This is a genomic window from Hymenobacter psychrotolerans DSM 18569, from assembly GCF_900142395.1.
Lineage (GTDB): Bacteria > Bacteroidota > Bacteroidia > Cytophagales > Hymenobacteraceae > Hymenobacter > Hymenobacter psychrotolerans.
Genome location: NZ_FRAS01000004.1, coordinates 195,236 through 214,096 on the forward strand (window position 1 = coordinate 195,236; position 18,861 = coordinate 214,096).

Below are 18,861 nucleotides of genomic sequence, written 5' to 3' on the forward strand. Positions count from 1 at the left end.
AGAAGTTAGACTGCATAGTATAACAGCCTCTCACTTCTAACCTCTCAAATCTCACCTCTTCCTTTACCTAATGACTGCTCTTGGTATTCTGCTGGTGTTGGTGTTGCTGCTGGTCGTTTTCGGCCTGTTGTTCCGCCTCCAGATCCTGACCTCGATTTTTTCGGGCAGCTCGGCCCGTGACTTCGGGATGAGCAACCGCGTAAACGCGGTGCTGCTGATCCTCTTCATGGTCATTGGCGGTGCGGCCTTCGCTTGGTCGTTCGGCGACAACTTCAATAAAATGAATCCCCCCATTGCGTCGGTCCATGGCCACGCAACAGAGCGGATGTTCTGGACGACGATGATCATCATCGGTATTGTATTCGTCCTGACGCAGATTGCCTTGTTTGTGTACTCCTATAAGTACCAGCACAAAGAAGGCCGCCGGGCGTACTTCTTCCCTCATAACAACAAAATTGAAATTATCTGGACCGTTATTCCGGCCATCGTAATGGCAGGTCTGGTATTCGCCGGTTGGAAAGAGTGGACCCGCATCACTGGTCCTGCTCCCAAAGATTCGGTTGTGCTGGAAGTAATGGGCAAGCAGTTCAACTGGCTGGTACGCTACCCCGGCGCCGATCAGAAGCTGGGTGTGGTAAACTACCGCATGATTGATGCGACCAACGAATTCGGATTTGACCTGACCGACAAAAGTGGTCTGGATGACTTTGTTGCCGGCGAGATTCACGTGCCGAAAGGCCATCCGGTTCTGCTGAAAATCCGCTCCCGTGACGTATTGCACGCAGTATACATGCCGCATTTCCGCGTGCAGATGTACGCTGTGCCAGGTATGCCAACCAAGTTCTGGTTTACGCCTACTAAAACAACTGACGAGATGCGTGCGCAACTCGGCAACCCCAAATTCAACTACGAGTTAGCCTGCAACCAAATCTGCGGCCGTGGTCACTTCGCAATGAAACTGAACATTGTGGTAGACGAGCCGGACGATTATGTTGCTTGGTATGCCCAGCAGAAGTCGTTCTCGGAACAGAACCCGGACGTACTCGCTTCTTTCAAACAGAAGGAAGAGAAGCTGGTTGTGAAAGAGGCTGCCGCCGTGGCTACGCCTGCTACCAAAGCCTCGCTCTAATTCAACGCAGTTAATCAACGCTTTCTATGGCTGCTAATCTTCCCACTCAAGTGCAGGGCGGCGTCGGGGTAACCGAGCCGGGCATCTCGCACGAAGAGCACCTGCACCACGACGATCATCACCACGACCAGCATTGGCTGTTCAAGTACGTGTTCAGCACGGACCATAAGGTGATTGCCAAGCAGTTCCTGATAACAGGTATCTTCTGGGCTATTCTCGGGGGTACGCTATCCAGCTTATTCCGTTTGCAACTCGGCTGGCCAGAGGCTACGCTGGAGTGGCTGACGCCGGTATTCGGCAAGTGGATTGAAGCGGGTAAGCTGAGCCCTGACTTCTATCTGGCTCTGGTTACGATGCACGGTACCATCATGGTGTTCTTCGTGCTGACGGCCGGTCTGTCGGGTACGTTCTCCAACTTCCTGATTCCGCTGCAGATTGGTGCCCGCGACATGGCTTCGGGTTTCATGAACATGCTTTCTTACTGGTTCTTCTTTGTATCCGGTATTATCATGTTCGCCTCGATGTTCATCGAAACCGGTCCGGCTGCAGCCGGCTGGACAATCTACCCGCCGCTGAGCGCCCTGCCTCAGGCTATTCCTGGCTCAGGCTTGGGTATGACGATGTGGCTGGTGTCTATGGCCCTGTTCATCGTATCGCAGCTGCTGGGTGGTGTGAACTATATCACTACCATCATCAACCTGCGGACCCGCGGCATGAGCCTGAGCAAAATGCCGCTCACCATCTGGTCGTTCTTTCTGACGGCCATCCTCGGTCTGCTGTCGTTCCCAGTGCTGCTGTCGGCGGCTCTGCTGCTGATCTTCGACCGTTCGTTCGGCACCAGCTTCTTCCTGTCTGACATCTACATCGCCGGCCAAGCGCTGAACAACACGGGTGGTTCGCCGATCCTTTTCCAGCACTTGTTCTGGTTCCTCGGTCACCCTGAAGTGTACATCGTTATCATGCCTGCTATGGGTATGGTATCGGAAATCCTGGCTACCAACGCCCGTAAGCCTATCTTCGGCTACCGCGCTATGATTGGCTCGCTGCTGGGTATTTCGCTCCTGTCGTTCGTTGTGTGGGCTCACCACATGTTCGTGACGGGTATGAACCCCTTCCTCGGGTCGGTGTTCATGTTCCTGACACTGATTATTGCGGTTCCATCGGCAGTAAAAACCTTCAACTGGTTGGCTACGCTGTGGCGCGGTAATATCCGCTTCACGTCGGCCATGCTGTTCTCGATTGGCTTCGTGTCGCTGTTCATCTCGGGTGGTCTGACCGGTATCATTCTCGGTAATGCTGCTCTCGATATCCAGATGCACAACACGTACTTCGTGGTAGCTCACTTCCACTTGGTAATGGGTAGCTCGGCCTTCTTCGGCCTGTTTGCCGGCGTGTATCACTGGTTCCCGAAGATGTTTGGCCGCATGATGGATGAGAAGCTCGGCTACATCCACTTCTGGCTGACTTTCATCGGTGTGTATCTGGTGTTCATGCCCATGCACTACGTTGGTATTGCCGGTTTCCCCCGCCGCTACTACGCCTGGACTGGTTTCGACTCGTTCAGTCAGTTTGCTGACCTGAACAAGTTTATCTCGGTAGCCGCCATCTTGGCGTTCTTCGCCCAGTTTGTATTCGTCTTCAACTTCTTCTACAGCATTTTCCGTGGCCGTCGTGCTACTGAAAACCCGTGGCGCTCGACGACGCTGGAGTGGACTACGCCGGTGATTCCTGGCCACGGCAACTGGCCCGGCGAAATCCCTGCTGTATACCGTTGGCCCTACGACTATAGCAAGCCCGGTGCTGAGGATGACTTCATCCCGCAAAACGTGCCCTTCTCGAAAACGCAGTCTTCCAACCTGCCCTACGAGAGCGAAATGGAATAGGTGCCTTCTGGCAAATCACCCGAAACGGGCCGCTGTACCTACGGCGGCCCGTTTCTTTTGGTGCCTCCCAGCATTGGCCGGCGAGGTATGTGCGGCGGCTGGTACGCTTCTACTAATTCTCTGACTGAAGGCACACCTAAGCATGTGCCACCTTCATTCCTATGACTCAACCTGCTTTTGTAAGCCGTTTTCGCTTCTTTGGCATCCTCACAGTGGTGGCAGTATATCTGCTGATACTGGTAGGCGGTATCGTCCGGAGTACGGGCTCGGGCATGGGCTGCCCTGACTGGCCGAAGTGCTTCGGAACCTGGGTGCCCCCCACGGATATAAGCCAGCTTCCTGCCAATTACAAGGAAATCTATACGGAGCAGCGCGTTGCGAAAAACCAGCGTATTGCTACCACACTGGATGGGCTTGGCTTCGAGAAGGTAGCGGCCCAGATATTCGCTCATCCCACTCAGTTCATCGAAACTGATTTCAACGTCACCAAAACCTGGATTGAATATGTCAACCGGCTGCTGGGGGCGCTGATAGGTGTGTTCATATTCCTGGCAGTAGTACTGGCGCTACCGTATTGGCGCCGCGACCCACCGGTATTCTGGCTGACTTTCGGAGCATTTCTACTAACGGGCTTTCAAGGATGGCTGGGCTCATTGGTGGTGTCCACGAACCTGCTGCCGGAAATGGTGACCGTGCATATGGCGCTGGCACTGGTTATCGTGGCCATGCTGATTTATGCTGTTGACCGCTCACAGCAGTCTAGTACCGGTCAGATCCGGCCTGGTTCGGTTACTGAGTCAGTGGCGGATACCGGGCTCATGTCCTGGCTGTGGCTGGTGGCAGTGCTGACGTTTGTGCAAATCATCATCGGGACCCAGGTAAGGGAGCAGGTGGATCTGGTGGCCGCTGCTGCCGATCAGCAGAACCGGGCCGGCTGGGTAGAGCAGCTGGGCAGCGTCTTCTACATTCACCGCTCGTTCTCGATTGCGCTGCTGCTGGTGAACCTGTACGTGGCGCGCCGGCTATACGCCACGCGTAGTGAGGCGCTCAGGTCCCTAACTACTTCGGTGCTGGTCCTGCTGGGCGTAGAGATACTGGCAGGAGTGCTGTTGTCGTATTTCGCGCTGCCAGCGGCCATACAGCCCGTGCATCTGATGGTGGCCACGCTGCTGTTCGGAGTACAGTTTCTGCTGATCATCCGGCACCGGCGCCAGATCAAAACCCAAGTGCAGGCCACTAGTACGGGCTTTGTTGCGTAACTTTGCGGTTCGGTTTGGAGTCCTTCCACCGTCCGTGTTGTTTTAGTACTAATGACCAAAGCCAGGGCGTATTTCCAATTAATCAAGTTTCGGCTGGCGCTGACGGTGGCCTTTTCCAGTGCAATTGGGTACTTGCTGGGCGCACATGCTTTCGACTGGGGGCGGGCTACGCTCGTGCTGCTGGGCGGCCTGGCTGTCACTGGCTCGGCCAATACCATCAACCAGATTTACGAGAAGGATCTGGACAAGCTGATGAAGCGCACGGCCAAGCGGCCCTTACCGCTCGGCATCCTGAGCATAACAGAGGCGTGGATATTTACCGTGGTGCTGGGCGTGGCAGGGCTGGCACTGCTGGCCTATTGCTTTAATCCGCTGGCCGCCGCCCTCTCGCTGGTTTCCCTGATTCTGTACGGCTTTATCTACACGCCACTCAAGCAGCTTTCCCCGATCTGTGTTTTCGTGGGAGCCATACCGGGTGGTTTGCCGCCCTTCATTGGCTGGGTAGCGGCCACGAATGCCATTGTGGGCGTTGAAAGCCTGGGCGGCTGGGTACTGTTCGGAATCCAATTTATGTGGCAGTTTCCGCACTTCTGGGCCATTGCCTGGGTTCTGGATGATGACTACCGGGCGGCTGGCTTCAAGATGCTGCCCTCACCAGGCCGTAAGGATCTGCGCACAGCCTTCCAGATTATGACCTACACGCTGCTGCTGATTCCTCTGAGTCTGCTGCCGCTGCAGTTCGGCATAGCCGGCAAAACGTCCGCCCTGATTGCGGTAGTGTGTGGCGTGCTGTTTCTGATGCAAACCTTCTACCTGATGCGCACCTGTACCAAAAAGGCCGCAATGCGCATCATGTTCGGCTCTTTTCTCTATCTGCCCATCGTGCAGATAGCCTTGGTTCTCGACAAATTGTAACGATGCCGCGTGGCCTGAGCCAAAGGCAGGTGAAGCGGCCCTTTTTGCTTTGTATATGCATTCCTCTGAGCTTGAAATTCTGAAAGACCGGGAGCCTGGCCTCGGCACTCACCCCACGCGGGTATTGATGTGGCTGATGATGATCAGCAGCACCATGATTTTTGCGGCGTATACCAGCGCCTACATTGTGCGGCGCGAGGAAGGCAACTGGATGGAGTTCGACCTGCCCTTCAGCCTGCTCTATACCACCCTTATCATTGTGCTAAGTAGCGCTGCTATCCAGTGGGCCTACTTCGCCGCCCGCAAGGACCAGCTGCAGCAAGTAAAGCTGGGCATACTCATTTCGTTCGTGCTCGGGTTGGTATTTCTGGCCGGGCAGTGGAATGTATGGGGTGAACTAGTGCGTAACAAGATCTACTTTAGCGGCGTTGATGCTAATCCATCGGGCTCGTTCCTATATGTACTGATGGGTGTACACGCTTTTCACTTGGTTACGGGACTGATTTTTCTGCTGATTGTATTGCGGAAAAGCTTTAACTATCAAGTGCATTCGCGCCAAATGCTGTCTATTGGCAACGTCACCATCTACTGGCACTTCCTGGGCGCGCTTTGGTTGTACCTGTATTTGTTCCTACTTTTGAACCACTAGTTTCGTCTTACCCCGCACTTTATGTCCACCATTTCCACGACGCAGCCCCTCACTTCTGCCGACGCCGCCGACCGGCCGCGCAGCGGCAACTGGGACGGAGGCAACGAGCCGCTCAAGGCCAGCTATGGCAAGCTGATGATGTGGTTCTTCCTGCTGTCGGACGCCTTCACGTTCGCTGCCTTCCTGACCACCTACGGATTGATCCGCCACCGTTACCCGGCCTTCGACGCCGCTGCGGGTAAAGCCTTCGAATTCACGACGGCTTACTGGCCCATTCCTGATAAGGTGTTCAATGCCTTCCCGGGCCTGCATGGCATGGATGTGCCGCTGGGCTTCGTGGCTCTGATGACCATGATTCTTATCTTCAGCTCCGTGACTATGGTGCTGGCGGTAGAAGCGGGCCACCGGATGGACAAAAAGGATGTGCAGAAATGGCTGCTTTGGACGATTTTGTTTGGTGCTACTTTCCTGGCCTCGCAGGCCTGGGAGTGGAGCCACTTCATCAAGGGCACTGAAACCGGCACCAAAATGCTGGACGGCACCACGGTATACGGCGCTAATCTGGCCGTAAACCAGTACGGCCCGGTACTTTTCGCTGACCTGTTCTTCTTTATCACGGGTTTCCATGGTACGCACGTATTCTCTGGCGTATGCTTGCTGGTGTGGTCTTTCATTGCCACCACCAACGGCACTTTCGAGAAGCGCGGCCACTATGAGATGGTGGAAAAGATTGGCCTGTACTGGCACTTTGTAGACCTCGTTTGGGTGTTCGTTTTCACCTTCTTCTACCTCGTATAATCCCAACAGGCCGCTACGCAGCAGACCCGCCGAACTACCGTTTCGCGCTTTGCTCCGTAGCGGCCCCGTTACTTTCTGCATCATGGCTAATCACGTAGGCACCGAGCATACCACGCATACCGGCGAAATTCCGAAGCCCAACACCGGCTGGATCTGGAAAACATTCTTCATTCTGGTTGGTATCACGGCTCTTGAGTTCGTGTTCGTTTTCCTGATGGACCCGAGCACGCTGCGTAACTCGATTTTCATCATCCTGACGATTTTCAAGGCTTTCTACATCGTGGCGGAGTTCATGCACCTTAAGCATGAAGTGAAGGCGCTGATCTGGACCATCCTTGTACCAATGGCGCTGCTGGTGTGGCTGCTTATTGCACTCATTACGGAAGGCTCCTATCAGAACTCGTTCTGGAACGTATTCAACTAACCGCATGAGGCCCAAACACGTCCTGTTGTTGGGCCTTATGCTGTTGGTCCCGGTGCTGGCTTTCGTGTTTCTGTACACTTTCGGCACCAACCGTTACGCGCTGCCCACTTACCTGCCCGACAGAGTCGATTCGACACTGGTGCAAGGGAAGTGGCGGCGCGATACTGTTTTTCACCAGTTGGGAGACTTTCGCCTGTCTTCTCAGTCGGGCCGGGAGATTACGCAGAAGGACCTCGGCAATGGGGTCTATGTCGCAAATTTCTTTTTCTCGACTTGCCCCGGCGCCTGCCCGCGCATGAACAGCCAGATGGCGCGCGTGCAGGAGAAGTTCCGGCATGAGCCCCGAGTGAAGCTGGTATCGTACACTGTAGATCCGGCGCATGACTCCGTGGCGGTGCTTGGGCAGTATGCGGAGCAATACGGGGCCATTGCCGGCAAATGGTTTTTCCTGACCGGCGACAAAGCCCAGTTGTATCGGCTGGCAACGGAGGAGTTCGGGCTGGATGCCCCCAGCGGCGCCGGGCCGGGCATTGTGCATAGCCAGAACCTGTACCTCGTAGACCGGGACCGGCGGGTCCGGGGCATCTACGATGGCATGAACCCTAAAGACGTGGAACGGTTGATGACAGAAATCAACGTTTTGCTCTACACTTATGACCAAGAATAGCCCTGTTGCCACCAATCCCGGCAACTTCACCAAATACAAAGTGCTGGCTGCCGTTCTGGGCATTGTAGTACCAGTGGCGGTAGCCGTTCTCTACTTCTTTCCTGAGGTGTTCCGCATCGAAGGTGTGCAGGTGAAAGCACTGCCGGCCGTGAATGCGGTACTGAACTCGCTTACGGCGCTTCTGCTGATGGCCGGCTACTACTTCATCCGGCGCAAGGATGTAGCCAAGCACCGCGCCATGATGGGCTCCGCCTTCCTGATGGGCTCCCTGTTTCTGGTATCGTATGTAGCGTACCACTCACAGGTGACCAGCACCAAATTCGGGGGCGAAGGGCTGATCAGAAGTATCTACTACTTTGTGCTGATTACGCACATTCTGCTGGCCGCCATTACGGTGGCGCTGGTACTGTTCACGCTGTACTTTGCCCTGACAGAGCAGTTTGAGAAGCACCGCCGCATTGCGCGCTGGACCTACCCAATCTGGCTGTACGTGTCCGTTACGGGCGTTGTCGTCTACTTCATGATCAGGCCTTACTACACCTGATAAAAACGCACTGCCAGCCAGGAATAGAGTATAGCTGGCCTGGGGGCTCAGGCATCAAGCTGAAGGCCCGTCATCCGCAAACCATTCGTGTTCAAACGGAGTTGAGGAAGTATGAAAAAGGTTGTTCTGACTGCGCTGTTTGCCCTGCTGCTCGGGGTGTTCTTTAGCCTTGCTCCGCACACAGCGGCGGCGCAATGCACCATGTGCAAAACCCAGGTAGAAGCTGCCCGCACCGACAAGGACGGCTACGACTTCTCCGGCCTGAACAAGGGTATCCTCTACATGGCCGCTATTCCGTATCTGCTGATGGGAACGGTAGGCTATTTCTGGTACCGCAACTCGCGGGCCAAGAAGCTGGCCCGGAAATAGTGGGCAGCTCGTCCTCGGGGGTGGTAAGTATGCTGGCGCAGAAGTGCCCCCGCTGCCACCGTGGCCCCTTGTTTCGTCATTCCGCGCTGCACCTCACCAAGTTCGACGACATGTACGAGAGCTGCCCGGTATGCGGGCAGCACTACGAGCCGGAAGTGGGTTTCTACTGGGGCGCCATGTATATCAGCTATGGCTTTTCCACTGCTATTGTCGTCCTGACGGGCGTCCTGCTGTTTTACCTGGCCAACGACCCGCCACTTTGGGTGTACATCACGAGTGTAGCCGTGGTAGTGCTGGCGCTTACGCCGCTGCTGTTTCGGTATGCCCGCGTTGTGATGCTGTACTTTTTCGGGGGTATCCGCTATGATCCTCGGTTTGCCGAAACCCCGCCGCCACACTCCGCCGATAAAACGAATAGCTAGGAAATGCCGCCAATTGGCGGCATTTTTGTTGGGTACCGGCTCCTGCGGGGCCGTGCGCTGCCGCCCATACCCTGCCTTGTAGTTGAAGTTAGCCCGCTTTCTACCGCCAGTACTGCTGCTGGCTGCCCTCCTGTGTTTTGCGGGTGCCTACCTGAGCAACCGCTTCGGCCAGGCGCCGGAGGCGCTGTTGCGCACTGATGCAGAACGCCTGCAGAAGCTGGTGGTGGATGCTGAACTGACCGCCGAGCAGCAAGCCGTGGAAATAGCGGACCTGGCCCGACAGAATGCGCTGAATTTCGGCCGGATGGTAGGGCAGACTACGTATCCGTGCTTCGTTTACCGCAACGGGGAGCTGCGCTACTGGTCCGACCACACCATCCGGCCCGACCCGGAACACGTCAGCCAGCCGTTTCGGGAGAAGCTCGTGACCATGCAGTTTGGGCGCTACATTGCTCTGCGGGAAGCGGCTGGCTCTCTTGTGGTGCTCACTTATATCCCGCTGGAGAAAGGCTACGGTATCAGCAACCGCTACCTGCGTGCCGGCTCCGAGAAGGCCCTCTTTCGGGGGCTGAACGTGCGGCTGGTGTCCGATGGCAACCGTCCGGGACTACACAAGATTTACTCAGAAGAAGGCACCTACCTGTTTTCGCTGGAAAGCCTGCAGCTAAACCCGGTGGCTGGCAAGCATCTGCCGATGGCATTGCTGGGCCTGGGGCTGAGCCTGTACCTGGCCTGCTGGCTGCTGTGGGCTGCCCGCCTGATGAACGCCGGCAAGCTGCTGGCTAGTGCCGCACTGGTATTGCTGCCGCTGGGCGTGTTACGGGCCGTGCTGCTGCATTTCGGGCTGCCCTATTCCTTCGTCGAGCTGCCGATTTTTGATCCGCGCGTGTACGCCGCTTCCTGGCTGTCGCCTTCCCTCGGCGACTTGCTCATCAATGCCGGGTTGCTGGCTGGGGCGGCTTGCTTTGCGCTGCTGCTGTTCCGGCGCTACAATCCCACGCGCTGGGTGGAGCGCCTCCAGAGCTCGGGCCAGCGGACGGCCGTGGCCACGGCCGCCGGGGTGCTGTTCTTCGGGCTGCTGGAGCTGCTATTTCAGTTCTATTCCAATAGCTTCAACAACTCGCAGATTGTCCTCGACATCACCCAGGATATTTCGGTATCGGGGTTCAAACTGCTGCTGTGCCTGGCTATAGTGCTGCACACCGGCGCCTACTTGGCCGGGTTCTACATGCTGGCGCAGCTGTTCAGCACCGCCGTACGGCCCGATACCAAGCGGGGCAGCATCTTCGGGTTGGGGCTGAGCGCGCTGCTTTTCCTGCCGATTGGCATTGCGCTGGGCCAGGCCCACGTGCTGCTTGTGGGCATCACGCTCTGGTTTTTGCTGCTGCTGCGCCTGATGGGGCTGCGGCGCGTGGTAGCGGCCATTCCCTACCAGGTATACCTGTTTATTTTCCTGATGCTGGGCATTAGCTCGGCCGTGGGCGCACTGGCCCTGTTCGAGCACTTCGACCGGCAACTGGTGCTCAACAAGCAGGCCATGGCCGGCAACCTACTGGTAGATAATGACCTGCAGGGCGAGTTTCTACTCACGGAGCGTACCCGGGAAATGGCCGCCGACCCCCTTATCCGGACCCTGCTGGCCAGTCCGTTCGCCAGCTCGGAGGTAGTGCGCCAGAAAATCGTGAAGCACTACCTGCGCGACTACTTCGACAAATACGAAATAACGGTTTCGCTCTTCGACCCCGCCGGGCGGCCGCTGGGGGCGGGGCCCAATGCCGAATCGTTGTCGGCGGTGCGCAGCCGCCTGCTGCGAAACGCCACCCGCACCGACCAGCTCAACCTGTTTCTGGTGCGCGGCAGCAACTCGTTCAGCACCCGCCGCTACGTCGATTTTGTGGCCGTGCCGGCCCCTGCCAGCGGTAGTAGCACTATCCTGCTGGAGCTCATGCTCAAGAAGCTCACTACCTACAGCGTAGTGCCTGAGCTGCTTGTGGATCAGAAGTTCTTCCAGCCGGGCATGGGGGCGGAGCTAAGCTATGCCGGCTACGAGAAAGACCGGCTGGTGTACAGCGAAGGGGATTTTGACTACGTGAACCGTCTGCAGCCGCACCAGTACAACGACCCGCGCCTTTACCGCACGGGCCTGGTGGCAGACCGGTACCACCACTTTGCCGTGCGCGACGAAGGCCAGCACCGCACCGTCGTCGTGACGACCGGAAACTACAGCTTCACCGACTGGCTGGCCAATTTCTCGTTCCTGTTTTTGCTGCACACGTTTTTCTGGCTGTTCGGGGCCGGCGCGTATCTGCTGGTGCGCGGCAAGTTTCTGGATATTTTCCGGGCCAACTTCAGCACCAAAATTCAGCTCTTCCTGAACTTCGGCATTCTGGTGCCGCTCATCCTGGTGAGCATTGCAACGGCCAGCCAGGTAACGTCGTCGTATAAGCGGGACCTGCGGCGCACCTACGAGCGGCGCGGGCGGGCCGTGCAGGAAAACCTGCTGCAAAACCGCGCCCTGCTCACCGATTCCATGGGCCGGGCCGCCCTCTTCAAGCTGGCCGATAACGTGTCGGCGCTTACTGAAACCGACCTCAACCTCTACGATGCCAGCGGCGAACTGCTGGTTAGTAGTCAGCCTATCATTTTCGAGTCGGGTTTGCTGGGGCCGCTGATGAATCCGCAGGCCGTATCTGCCCTGAAGGAGCGCACCCAGCCGCGCGTACTGCTGACCGAGCGGGCCGGTTCGCTCTCGTTTAATGCGCTGTATCTGCCGCTGCGGGCTACCGGGGAAGAAGCCGGGCCGGCCGGCCGGGTGCTGGGCTACGTCGGTATTCCGTTTTTCGACTCCGAAAAGGAGCTGGACAGCAAGCTGATTGAGTTGATTTCGACGCTGGTAAACATCTTCACGGTGATGTTTATCTTCTTCCTGGGGCTCACCTTCCTGGCCTCGCGCGTGCTGACCGACCCGCTGAAGCTGCTGACGGAAAAGCTGAAGAAAACTACGCTCACCGGCCAGAACGAAATGCTCGACTATCAGTCGAACGACGAAATCGGGCTGCTGGTGCGCGAGTACAATGCCATGCTGCTGAAGCTGGAGGAAAGCAAGCAGGAGCTGGCGGCACAGGAAAAGGAAGCCGCCTGGCGCGAAATGGCCCGGCAGGTAGCCCACGAAATCAAGAACCCGCTGACGCCGATGAAGCTGAGTCTGCAGTTTCTGCAGCGCGCCATTCAGGACAACCGGCCCAATATTCAGGAGCTGATTGGCAAAGTCTCGCAGACGCTCATCACGCAGATTGACGTGCTGACCGACATTGCCACCTCGTTCAGCAACTTCACCAACCTGCCCGCCATGCGTCCCGAGCGGCTGGATGTGGCGCAGGTGCTGCGCCGCTGCGTGGAGCTGCACCAGGGCAGCCGCCAGGACGCCCACATTCACCTGCAGCTGCCAGCGGAAGAAACGCCCGCCACCGTCTTCGCCGACGAAAGCCTGCTGGTGCGCACCTTCAACAACCTGCTCATCAACGCCCTGCAGTCGGTGCCGGAAGGCCAGGAGCCGGAGATTGAGGCGCAGCTGGAAATCCGGCCCGAAGGGCGGGTGCGTATCAGCATCCAGGACAACGGCGCCGGCATTGCGGAGGAAGTGCGCGAGAAGGTGTTCGTGCCCAACTTCACCACCAAGGCTACCGGCTCTGGTATTGGGCTGGCCGTGGCCCGGCGCGGCATCGAAAGTGCCGGCGGCAGCATTTGGTTTGAGACGCAGGAAGGCACCGGCACCACATTCTTCATCGAGCTGCCGCTGGCTGGGTAAGGCGCGAGGCCAAGCCCGCGCAGAGCGGTACTTTTGGCGGCACGAATTGCGCCGCTTCTTACGTTGTGGAGCCGGGCAACCTTCCGGGAATAAAGACTTTCAATGATCAGCAGCTTTCCGCACCGCTTTCTGCGCTTTGGCTTGCTGCTGGTCTGTGTGCTGGCCTGGGCCGGAGCGTGGGCGCAGCAGCGTGCGGAAACCCCGCCCAACACGCGCCGCTGCGTGTGGGTGCGCCTGCTGCCAGGCCGCGACACCACCGATTTTGCCCTGAACGATACGCTGACCGTCGTGCCTTCCTCGGTCAGCACGCAGGGCCGCGCCGTCAGCTACGACAGCCGCACCGACCGGTACCGGCTGGTGCAGCCGGGCCGCCGCCTGCCCAGCCCCGAGCCCGGCCAGCCCGACATTGCAGTGCCCGGTCTTGATTCGGTGCTGGTGTGCTACCGGGTGCTGCCGCTGCGGCTGGCCGCGCCGGTGTTTCGCCGTCCGCGCCGCCTGCTCGACAGCACCGATTTTCCACGGCGGCGCTTCGGGCAGGAAGATTTTGCGGTGAAGGAGCAGATTCTGAGTACGCCGGGTATCAACAAAACCGGCAATCTGGCCCGTGGCATCAGCTTTGGCAACGCCCAGAACGTGTTTGTGAACTCCTCGCTCAACCTGCAGCTCGAAGGCCGCCTCACCGACAACATCAACCTGACGGCCGCCATCAGCGACCAAAGCGTGCCGTTCCAGCCCGAAGGCAACACCCAGCAGCTCCAGGAATTCGACCGGATTTACATCACGCTTACCAGCCCGCGCTGGAACCTGACGGCCGGCGACGTGGTGCTGCGCAACAAGCCCGACTACTTTCTGCGCTTCTACAAAAACGTGCAGGGCGCGGCCCTGGAAGTGAACCTGGGCCAGACACCGGGCGGGCTTAGTGGCTTCACGACCCCGCAGCTCACGCCGCTGCCCAGCTACCCTGGCGTCAATCCGGGTACCTATACTACCACCACCATCACCAACGGCGGCCAGCCGCCCACGCAGTCTACCGCGCCGGGCAGCGTGGCGCCGCCCGCGGCGTCGGGCTCCCCGTTTCCGCCCGGTACTTCCGGTACTATTTCCCCGGAGGAGAAGGGGCGGTTCGGACCCCTCCGCTCATCTACGACGGTGGCGGGTGGTGTGGCGAAGGGCAAGTTTGCCAGTATTGACGTGGCGCCCATTGAGAACGTGCAGGGGCCGTACCGGCTGCGCGGGCCCAACGGCGAGCAGTTTATCATTGTGCTGGCCAACTCCGAGCGGGTGTACCTGGATGGGCGGCTGCTGACGCGTGGCTTCGACAACGACTACGTTATCGACTACAACCAGGCCGAGGTGACGTTTTCGCCCCAGCACCTCATCACCCGCAATTCGCGCATCAAGATTGATTTCGAGTACTCCGACTTCAACTATGCCCGCTCGCTCTACCACCTGAGCCACTACCAGCAGGTGGGCCGGCTGGCGGTGCACGGCAACTTCTACCGCGAAGCCGACAACCCCGACAACTCGCCCAACCTGCTCCTCGACAGCCTCGACCGGGTGGCCCTGCGCGACTTGCCCGGCAACGTGGCCCAGGCCGCTACGCCCGGCGGCCAGCGTGTGCAGTACACCCGCAACCAGGTGCTCTACAACCGCGAAACCCGCACCGTGAACGGCCTGCCCGTAGACGTATTCACGTACCCACCCGACTCGACGCGGGACGTGTTCAACGTGCGGTTTACGGACGTGGGGGCCGGCAAAGGCGACTATAACCTGAGCACGACGTACCCCAGCGCCAATGGCCGGGTGTACGAGTACATTGAGCCCCTGAACGGCGTGCAGCGGGGGCGATATGCGCCCATCCGGCTGCTGCCCGCGCCGCTGCAGAAGCAGATTGTGTCGGCCGGGGCCAGCTTTCAGGTGGATTCTACCACGTCGGTGTTCGTGGATCTGGCCGTGTCCGACCTGGATTTGAACCGGTTTTCTCCTTCTTCCGACAAGGGCCGGGCCATGCGTGTGGGCTACGTGGTGCAGGACCGCCGCCTGCCGGGCCTGGGGTTACTGAAAGACTACCGCTTCCGCAGCGCCCTCGACTACGAGTACACCAGCCGCGCCTTCGCGCCCGTCGACCGGTTCCGGGACATCGAGTTCGACCGCAACTGGAGCACCACCAGCACCGTGCAGGGCAACGCCACCCGCCGCGAAGCCCATGCCGACAACATCCTCAACTTTGCCGTAGGCGCGGCCAAAGACGAAAACAACGCCGTGAACTACCGCCTCAGCCGCCGCTTCCGGTCGGGGGAGGTGAGCGGGCTGCAGCACTGGCTGGACGCGGCCCGCCAGATTGGCGACGTGCAGCTGCGCGGCAGTTTGTTTCTGCTCAACTCCAAGGCCGGCAGTAAGGAATCCAGGTGGGCGAGGGGCGAGGCCGCCGCGCGCTACGTGGCCGGGCCCGTGGTGCCGGGCTACGCCTACCGCTTCGACAAAAACCGGGTGGCGCTGCCGTCCGGCGACTCCCTCACCTCGGCCAACTACTTCGACGAGCACAACGTGTTCTTCCAGAGCCAGGACTCGGCCCGCACCCGCTTCCGGGCCGACTACACCTACCGCCGCGACCAGACGCCCAACCCGGAGCAAACCGAAATCCAGCGGCGCAGCACGGCCCAGACCTGGCAGGGCACGCTGGCCACGCGCCTCGGCAACAGCCAGGACCTGGCCGTGCTGGCTACCTACCGCGACCTGGCCGCCCGCGACAGTGCCCGCCAGCGCACCGTGCTGACCAAGCTGGACTGGAACGCCAGCTTCCTGCAGAATCAGATTCGGTCGGAGCTGAGCTACTCCGTGGCGACGGGCCGGGAGCTGAAGCGCGACTACTCGTTTATCACGGTGGCCAACGGGCAGGGCACGCACTACTACGGCGGCGACGCCCCGCCTTTCAACGGCATTCAGGACCGGGACGAGTTTCTGGAGGCGCCTACCGCCGATGCCGTGTATCGCACCCACATCAAGGTCTATCTGCCGACCGATGACTACCTGATTGCCTACAGCAACCGGTTTAGCTACCGCCTCACTACCAACGCCCCGCGCACCTGGCGCGACGCCGGCGGCTGGCGCGCGGCAGCGGCCCGTTTCTCGGCCATCAGCAGCGTCACGCTGGATAGCCGCACCATCGACAACAGCCTTTCGGCCCGCCTGAACCCGTTTGCGTTTCAGACCGAGGACTCGCTGCTGCTGAGCCTGAACAAGCTGCTGCGCAATACGGTGTACTTCAACCGCTCTAACCCCATCTTCGGGGCCGAGTTGACCGTGCAGCAGACCCAGCAGAAAGTACTGCTCACGCAGGGCTCCGATATCCGCAACCTGGCCGCGCAGAGCCTGCTGCTGCGCCGTACGCTGGCGCAATCCTTCACAGGGCGCCTCACCACCTCGCGCAGCATCCGCCAGAACAATTCCAACTACCTTGAAAACCGCAACTACCGGGTGCTGGTGTATGAGGTGGCCCCCGAAATCAGCTACCAGCCCAGCGGCACGCTCCGCTTCACGGGCACCTACCTGCGCACCGACAAAAACAACGTGACGCCCATCAACGCCGAAAACGAGGCCCGCGGCGTGTTCGACGAGCTGGGGCTGGAAACGCGCATCAGCCAGGTCAGCAAGCGCACCATCACGGCCACCACGCGCTACGTGCGCATCGCCTTCGACGGCAACCAGGACTCGGTGGTGGGCCTGGAAATCCTGAATGCCTTGCGCCCCGGCTCCAACTTCACCTGGAACCTGAACGCCGAACAGCGCCTCAGCAACGGCCTCAACCTCAGCCTCAGCTACGACGGCCGCAAAGCCAACGGCCTGAACGTGGTGCACACCGGCCGCATGCAGGTGTCGGTGCTGTTTTAAGGTCGGTGCTGTTTTAAGGCAGGCAGCGGCGTAACATATAGAGGAATTTCTATGTCACGAGACCGGGCAGTTTGTCCTGGATATGCTCCGGCCGGTTTCGGACCTTTGCTGCTCACCAATATCCGTATGAAACGAATACTTACTACGTTATCTATTGGTCTGATGGGGCTGCTTGCCGCGTGCGAGCGGCCAGAAGCCATTGTCCCACAAACCGCGCAGCCTGCCGTGGTAGCAGGGCAGAATGCCAGAGTCTGGTTTGAAAACACCGGCCGGTTCGGCAAAAGTGTCCGTGACGCCGATGTCACACCGGCCGGCCCCGAAAACACCAGCCAGCCGGTGCTGCAGCTGCAATGGGCCGCCGCCGTTACGCTGCAGGCCGGGCCGCAGGAGCACACGCTGGTTCCGATTGTCGACAATCGGGAGATGTTCGAGAATCAGGACGTGGCCTACCGCTACCTGGTGATTGCCACCACCAGTGGGCAGCAGCCCACGGCTTCCATTCTGGAAATCATAGCCCAAAACCGCCGCTATTCGGAGGCCGAAGCCCCGGCGTTGGCGCACGCCCTGTATCAGCGTCTGCAAACCGGAGCCGGCCCACTGGATGGCGCCTTTACGGGCTACGCCTTTCTCTACGACCGCACCTATGCATACCGGCAAGGCCTCAGCGCCACGGCGGGCGCAGTAGTAGCCGGGGCCACGCGCCTGCAGGCCCGGCGGCTGGGCGGCCCCGATACGGAATCGTGCACGGACTGGTACGTGCGCGTGAACGGGGCCTGGGCCTACTACACGACCACCTGCACCAACTCGGTGTACATTGACCCCGACATCGGCCAGCCTATTTTTCCGGGTCCGAGCGGCTGGGGCGGCCCCACCGACCACCCCGACCTGGGCAGTGGGAATGGCTCGGGTGGTACGAATGATGACGGATTCGATCCTAATGATTCAAATTCCTACGATGCGACGGATGATGCCATGGTAACTCTGGATGGGCCAACTTTAGGAGACTATGGAGCTGTTATTCGTACACGATATGATGCTGCGTCGACATTAGAACTTAAAATTGAGATTGATACAAGAACCCACGATGTAAAAAAAATGGTCTTAACAATGGCCGGCTTAATGGGGCCTACCACACTGTCTCAGACTGGGGATGGTAATTTCTTAAGATACGATTCGTCAACTAACAGGTATTATTTCTCGGTAACATTTGTTGTAACAGGAACGGGTAATACTATGTATAATGGAAGTAATCAGTTTTTGAGTGGATGGATTGATCTGGATAATGATACAGCACGCACGCGACTTTACCGTCCATAAGTTAAAGTTGACTTCCTGCCTACAAGAACAAATAGCATCACGTAGTAAGGGGGTAATGTAACTAGTTCTCACTTAAAACGAATTTACTCATGCCTGCTTTGTCTCTACTTCTCTACTCATTGAGTTCTTGGTTATTTGTTTTATTCAAGTTTGCGTTTATTGTGGTCGTATTTCTAATGTTTTTTTTAGTTTTTCGTTTGCTTATACGTAAAAACTTTACAGACAATAAATAATGTAAGACTTTTCTAAACAGTGTGTTCATTAGAATAGACGTAGAGGCGCAACTTTATGTGTCTCTACGTTGCTGATTCTGATAATTTTAGAGGCCAATATTCAGCGAATTACTCAAGTCAGAAGCTGATGCGAGTAAACTAAATGCTTTTCTTTATACTGTTGTGCTGTCTCATCCTTAATTTAAAACAATATGCTGAAAAATTCTTAGAAAATTTATTTTCGCTTAACTAACCCAAGTTGCGGTCTATGCGCCTAGTTGAGCGAGGGTGTGGGTGAAGATGAACAGCAGCAGTTTGAGGGCGAATCCCTGCGCTGTCACGGCATGAATAGACTTGGGGAACTGCTCGGTAATCTGGCTGATGGTCGTTTCGATGCCTTTGCGAAAGTGCTGAATCAGAAAGTTTTGCCACGGCTCATGGGCTCGTTTGCTGTTCTTGCGACGGTCTACCGTTAGCGCCACCTGCTCGGCTTCGAACCAGGCCTCTTCCAGCGCGTAGTCGGTGTAGGCGGCATCGGCATACAAGACGCTGCCTTCCGGCACTTGCGGATCCA

General features: G+C 58.2%; 14 protein-coding genes and 1 pseudogene. 14 read left to right on the plus strand and 1 reads right to left on the minus strand.

Annotation, left to right across the window (positions count from 1 at the left end):
- Window positions 1-70 precede the first annotated feature (70 nt).
- The 14 genes from BUE15_RS06355 to BUE15_RS06420 all read left to right on the plus strand — a co-directional run bounded on the left by BUE15_RS06355 (window position 71) and on the right by BUE15_RS06420 (window position 18,075).
- The gene (locus tag BUE15_RS06355; protein WP_073282245.1) at window positions 71-1,129 is read left to right on the plus strand and encodes a cytochrome c oxidase subunit II; all 1,059 of its coding nucleotides are present in this window, start codon (window positions 71-73) and stop codon (window positions 1,127-1,129) included.
- Window positions 1,130-1,155: 26 nt separating this feature from the next.
- On the plus strand, window positions 1,156-3,012 hold the full coding sequence (locus BUE15_RS06360) for a cytochrome c oxidase subunit I (protein WP_073282247.1): 1,857 nt from the start codon (window positions 1,156-1,158) through the stop codon (window positions 3,010-3,012).
- 161 nt (window positions 3,013-3,173) lie between these two features.
- Window positions 3,174-4,271, plus strand: coding sequence for a COX15/CtaA family protein (locus BUE15_RS06365; protein ID WP_073282248.1), 1,098 nt, complete (start codon window positions 3,174-3,176; stop codon window positions 4,269-4,271).
- Window positions 4,272-4,322: 51 nt separating this feature from the next.
- Window positions 4,323-5,186: a heme o synthase gene (gene cyoE / locus BUE15_RS06370; protein ID WP_073282250.1), complete on the plus strand. Its 864-nt coding sequence runs from the start codon at window positions 4,323-4,325 to the stop codon at window positions 5,184-5,186.
- Window positions 5,187-5,241: 55 nt separating this feature from the next.
- Window positions 5,242-5,835 carry a cytochrome c oxidase subunit 3 gene (locus BUE15_RS06375; RefSeq protein WP_073282252.1) on the plus strand — a complete coding sequence of 198 codons (594 nt, stop codon included), beginning with the start codon at window positions 5,242-5,244 and terminating at the stop codon, window positions 5,833-5,835.
- Between the two features lie 21 nt (window positions 5,836-5,856).
- On the plus strand, window positions 5,857-6,633 hold the full coding sequence (locus tag BUE15_RS06380) for a cytochrome c oxidase subunit 3 (RefSeq protein ID WP_073282254.1): 777 nt from the start codon (window positions 5,857-5,859) through the stop codon (window positions 6,631-6,633).
- A gap of 82 nt (window positions 6,634-6,715) precedes the next feature.
- Window positions 6,716-7,057 carry a cytochrome C oxidase subunit IV family protein gene (locus BUE15_RS06385; RefSeq protein ID WP_073282256.1) on the plus strand — a complete coding sequence of 114 codons (342 nt, stop codon included), beginning with the start codon at window positions 6,716-6,718 and terminating at the stop codon, window positions 7,055-7,057.
- A 37-nt stretch (window positions 7,058-7,094) separates the two neighbouring features.
- The gene (locus BUE15_RS06390; protein ID WP_244535892.1) at window positions 7,095-7,724 is read left to right on the plus strand and encodes an SCO family protein; all 630 of its coding nucleotides are present in this window, start codon (window positions 7,095-7,097) and stop codon (window positions 7,722-7,724) included.
- The gene (locus BUE15_RS06395) at window positions 7,711-8,268 is read left to right on the plus strand and encodes a DUF420 domain-containing protein (protein ID WP_073282260.1); all 558 of its coding nucleotides are present in this window, start codon (window positions 7,711-7,713) and stop codon (window positions 8,266-8,268) included. The genes BUE15_RS06390 and BUE15_RS06395 overlap by 14 nt, the downstream gene beginning before the upstream one ends.
- A gap of 111 nt (window positions 8,269-8,379) precedes the next feature.
- Complete coding sequence (locus BUE15_RS06400; protein WP_073282262.1) at window positions 8,380-8,637, plus strand: hypothetical protein; 258 nt, start codon at window positions 8,380-8,382, stop codon at window positions 8,635-8,637.
- 68 nt (window positions 8,638-8,705) lie between these two features.
- Window positions 8,706-9,059 (plus strand): DUF983 domain-containing protein, encoded by a 354-nt coding sequence (locus BUE15_RS06405; protein WP_244535893.1) that lies wholly within the window; start codon window positions 8,706-8,708, stop codon window positions 9,057-9,059.
- Between the two features lie 82 nt (window positions 9,060-9,141).
- Complete coding sequence (locus BUE15_RS06410) at window positions 9,142-12,867, plus strand: sensor histidine kinase (RefSeq protein ID WP_084548868.1); 3,726 nt, start codon at window positions 9,142-9,144, stop codon at window positions 12,865-12,867.
- Window positions 12,868-12,969: 102 nt separating this feature from the next.
- Window positions 12,970-16,758, plus strand: a complete 3,789-nt coding sequence (locus tag BUE15_RS06415; protein ID WP_073282264.1) for a hypothetical protein — start codon at window positions 12,970-12,972, stop codon at window positions 16,756-16,758.
- A gap of 126 nt (window positions 16,759-16,884) precedes the next feature.
- The gene (locus BUE15_RS06420; RefSeq protein WP_073282266.1) at window positions 16,885-18,075 is read left to right on the plus strand and encodes a hypothetical protein; all 1,191 of its coding nucleotides are present in this window, start codon (window positions 16,885-16,887) and stop codon (window positions 18,073-18,075) included.
- Between the two features lie 478 nt (window positions 18,076-18,553).
- Here BUE15_RS06420 and BUE15_RS21905 read toward each other — a convergent pair.
- Window positions 18,554-18,861, minus strand: a pseudogene (locus tag BUE15_RS21905) (IS982 family transposase); the annotation flags it as partial.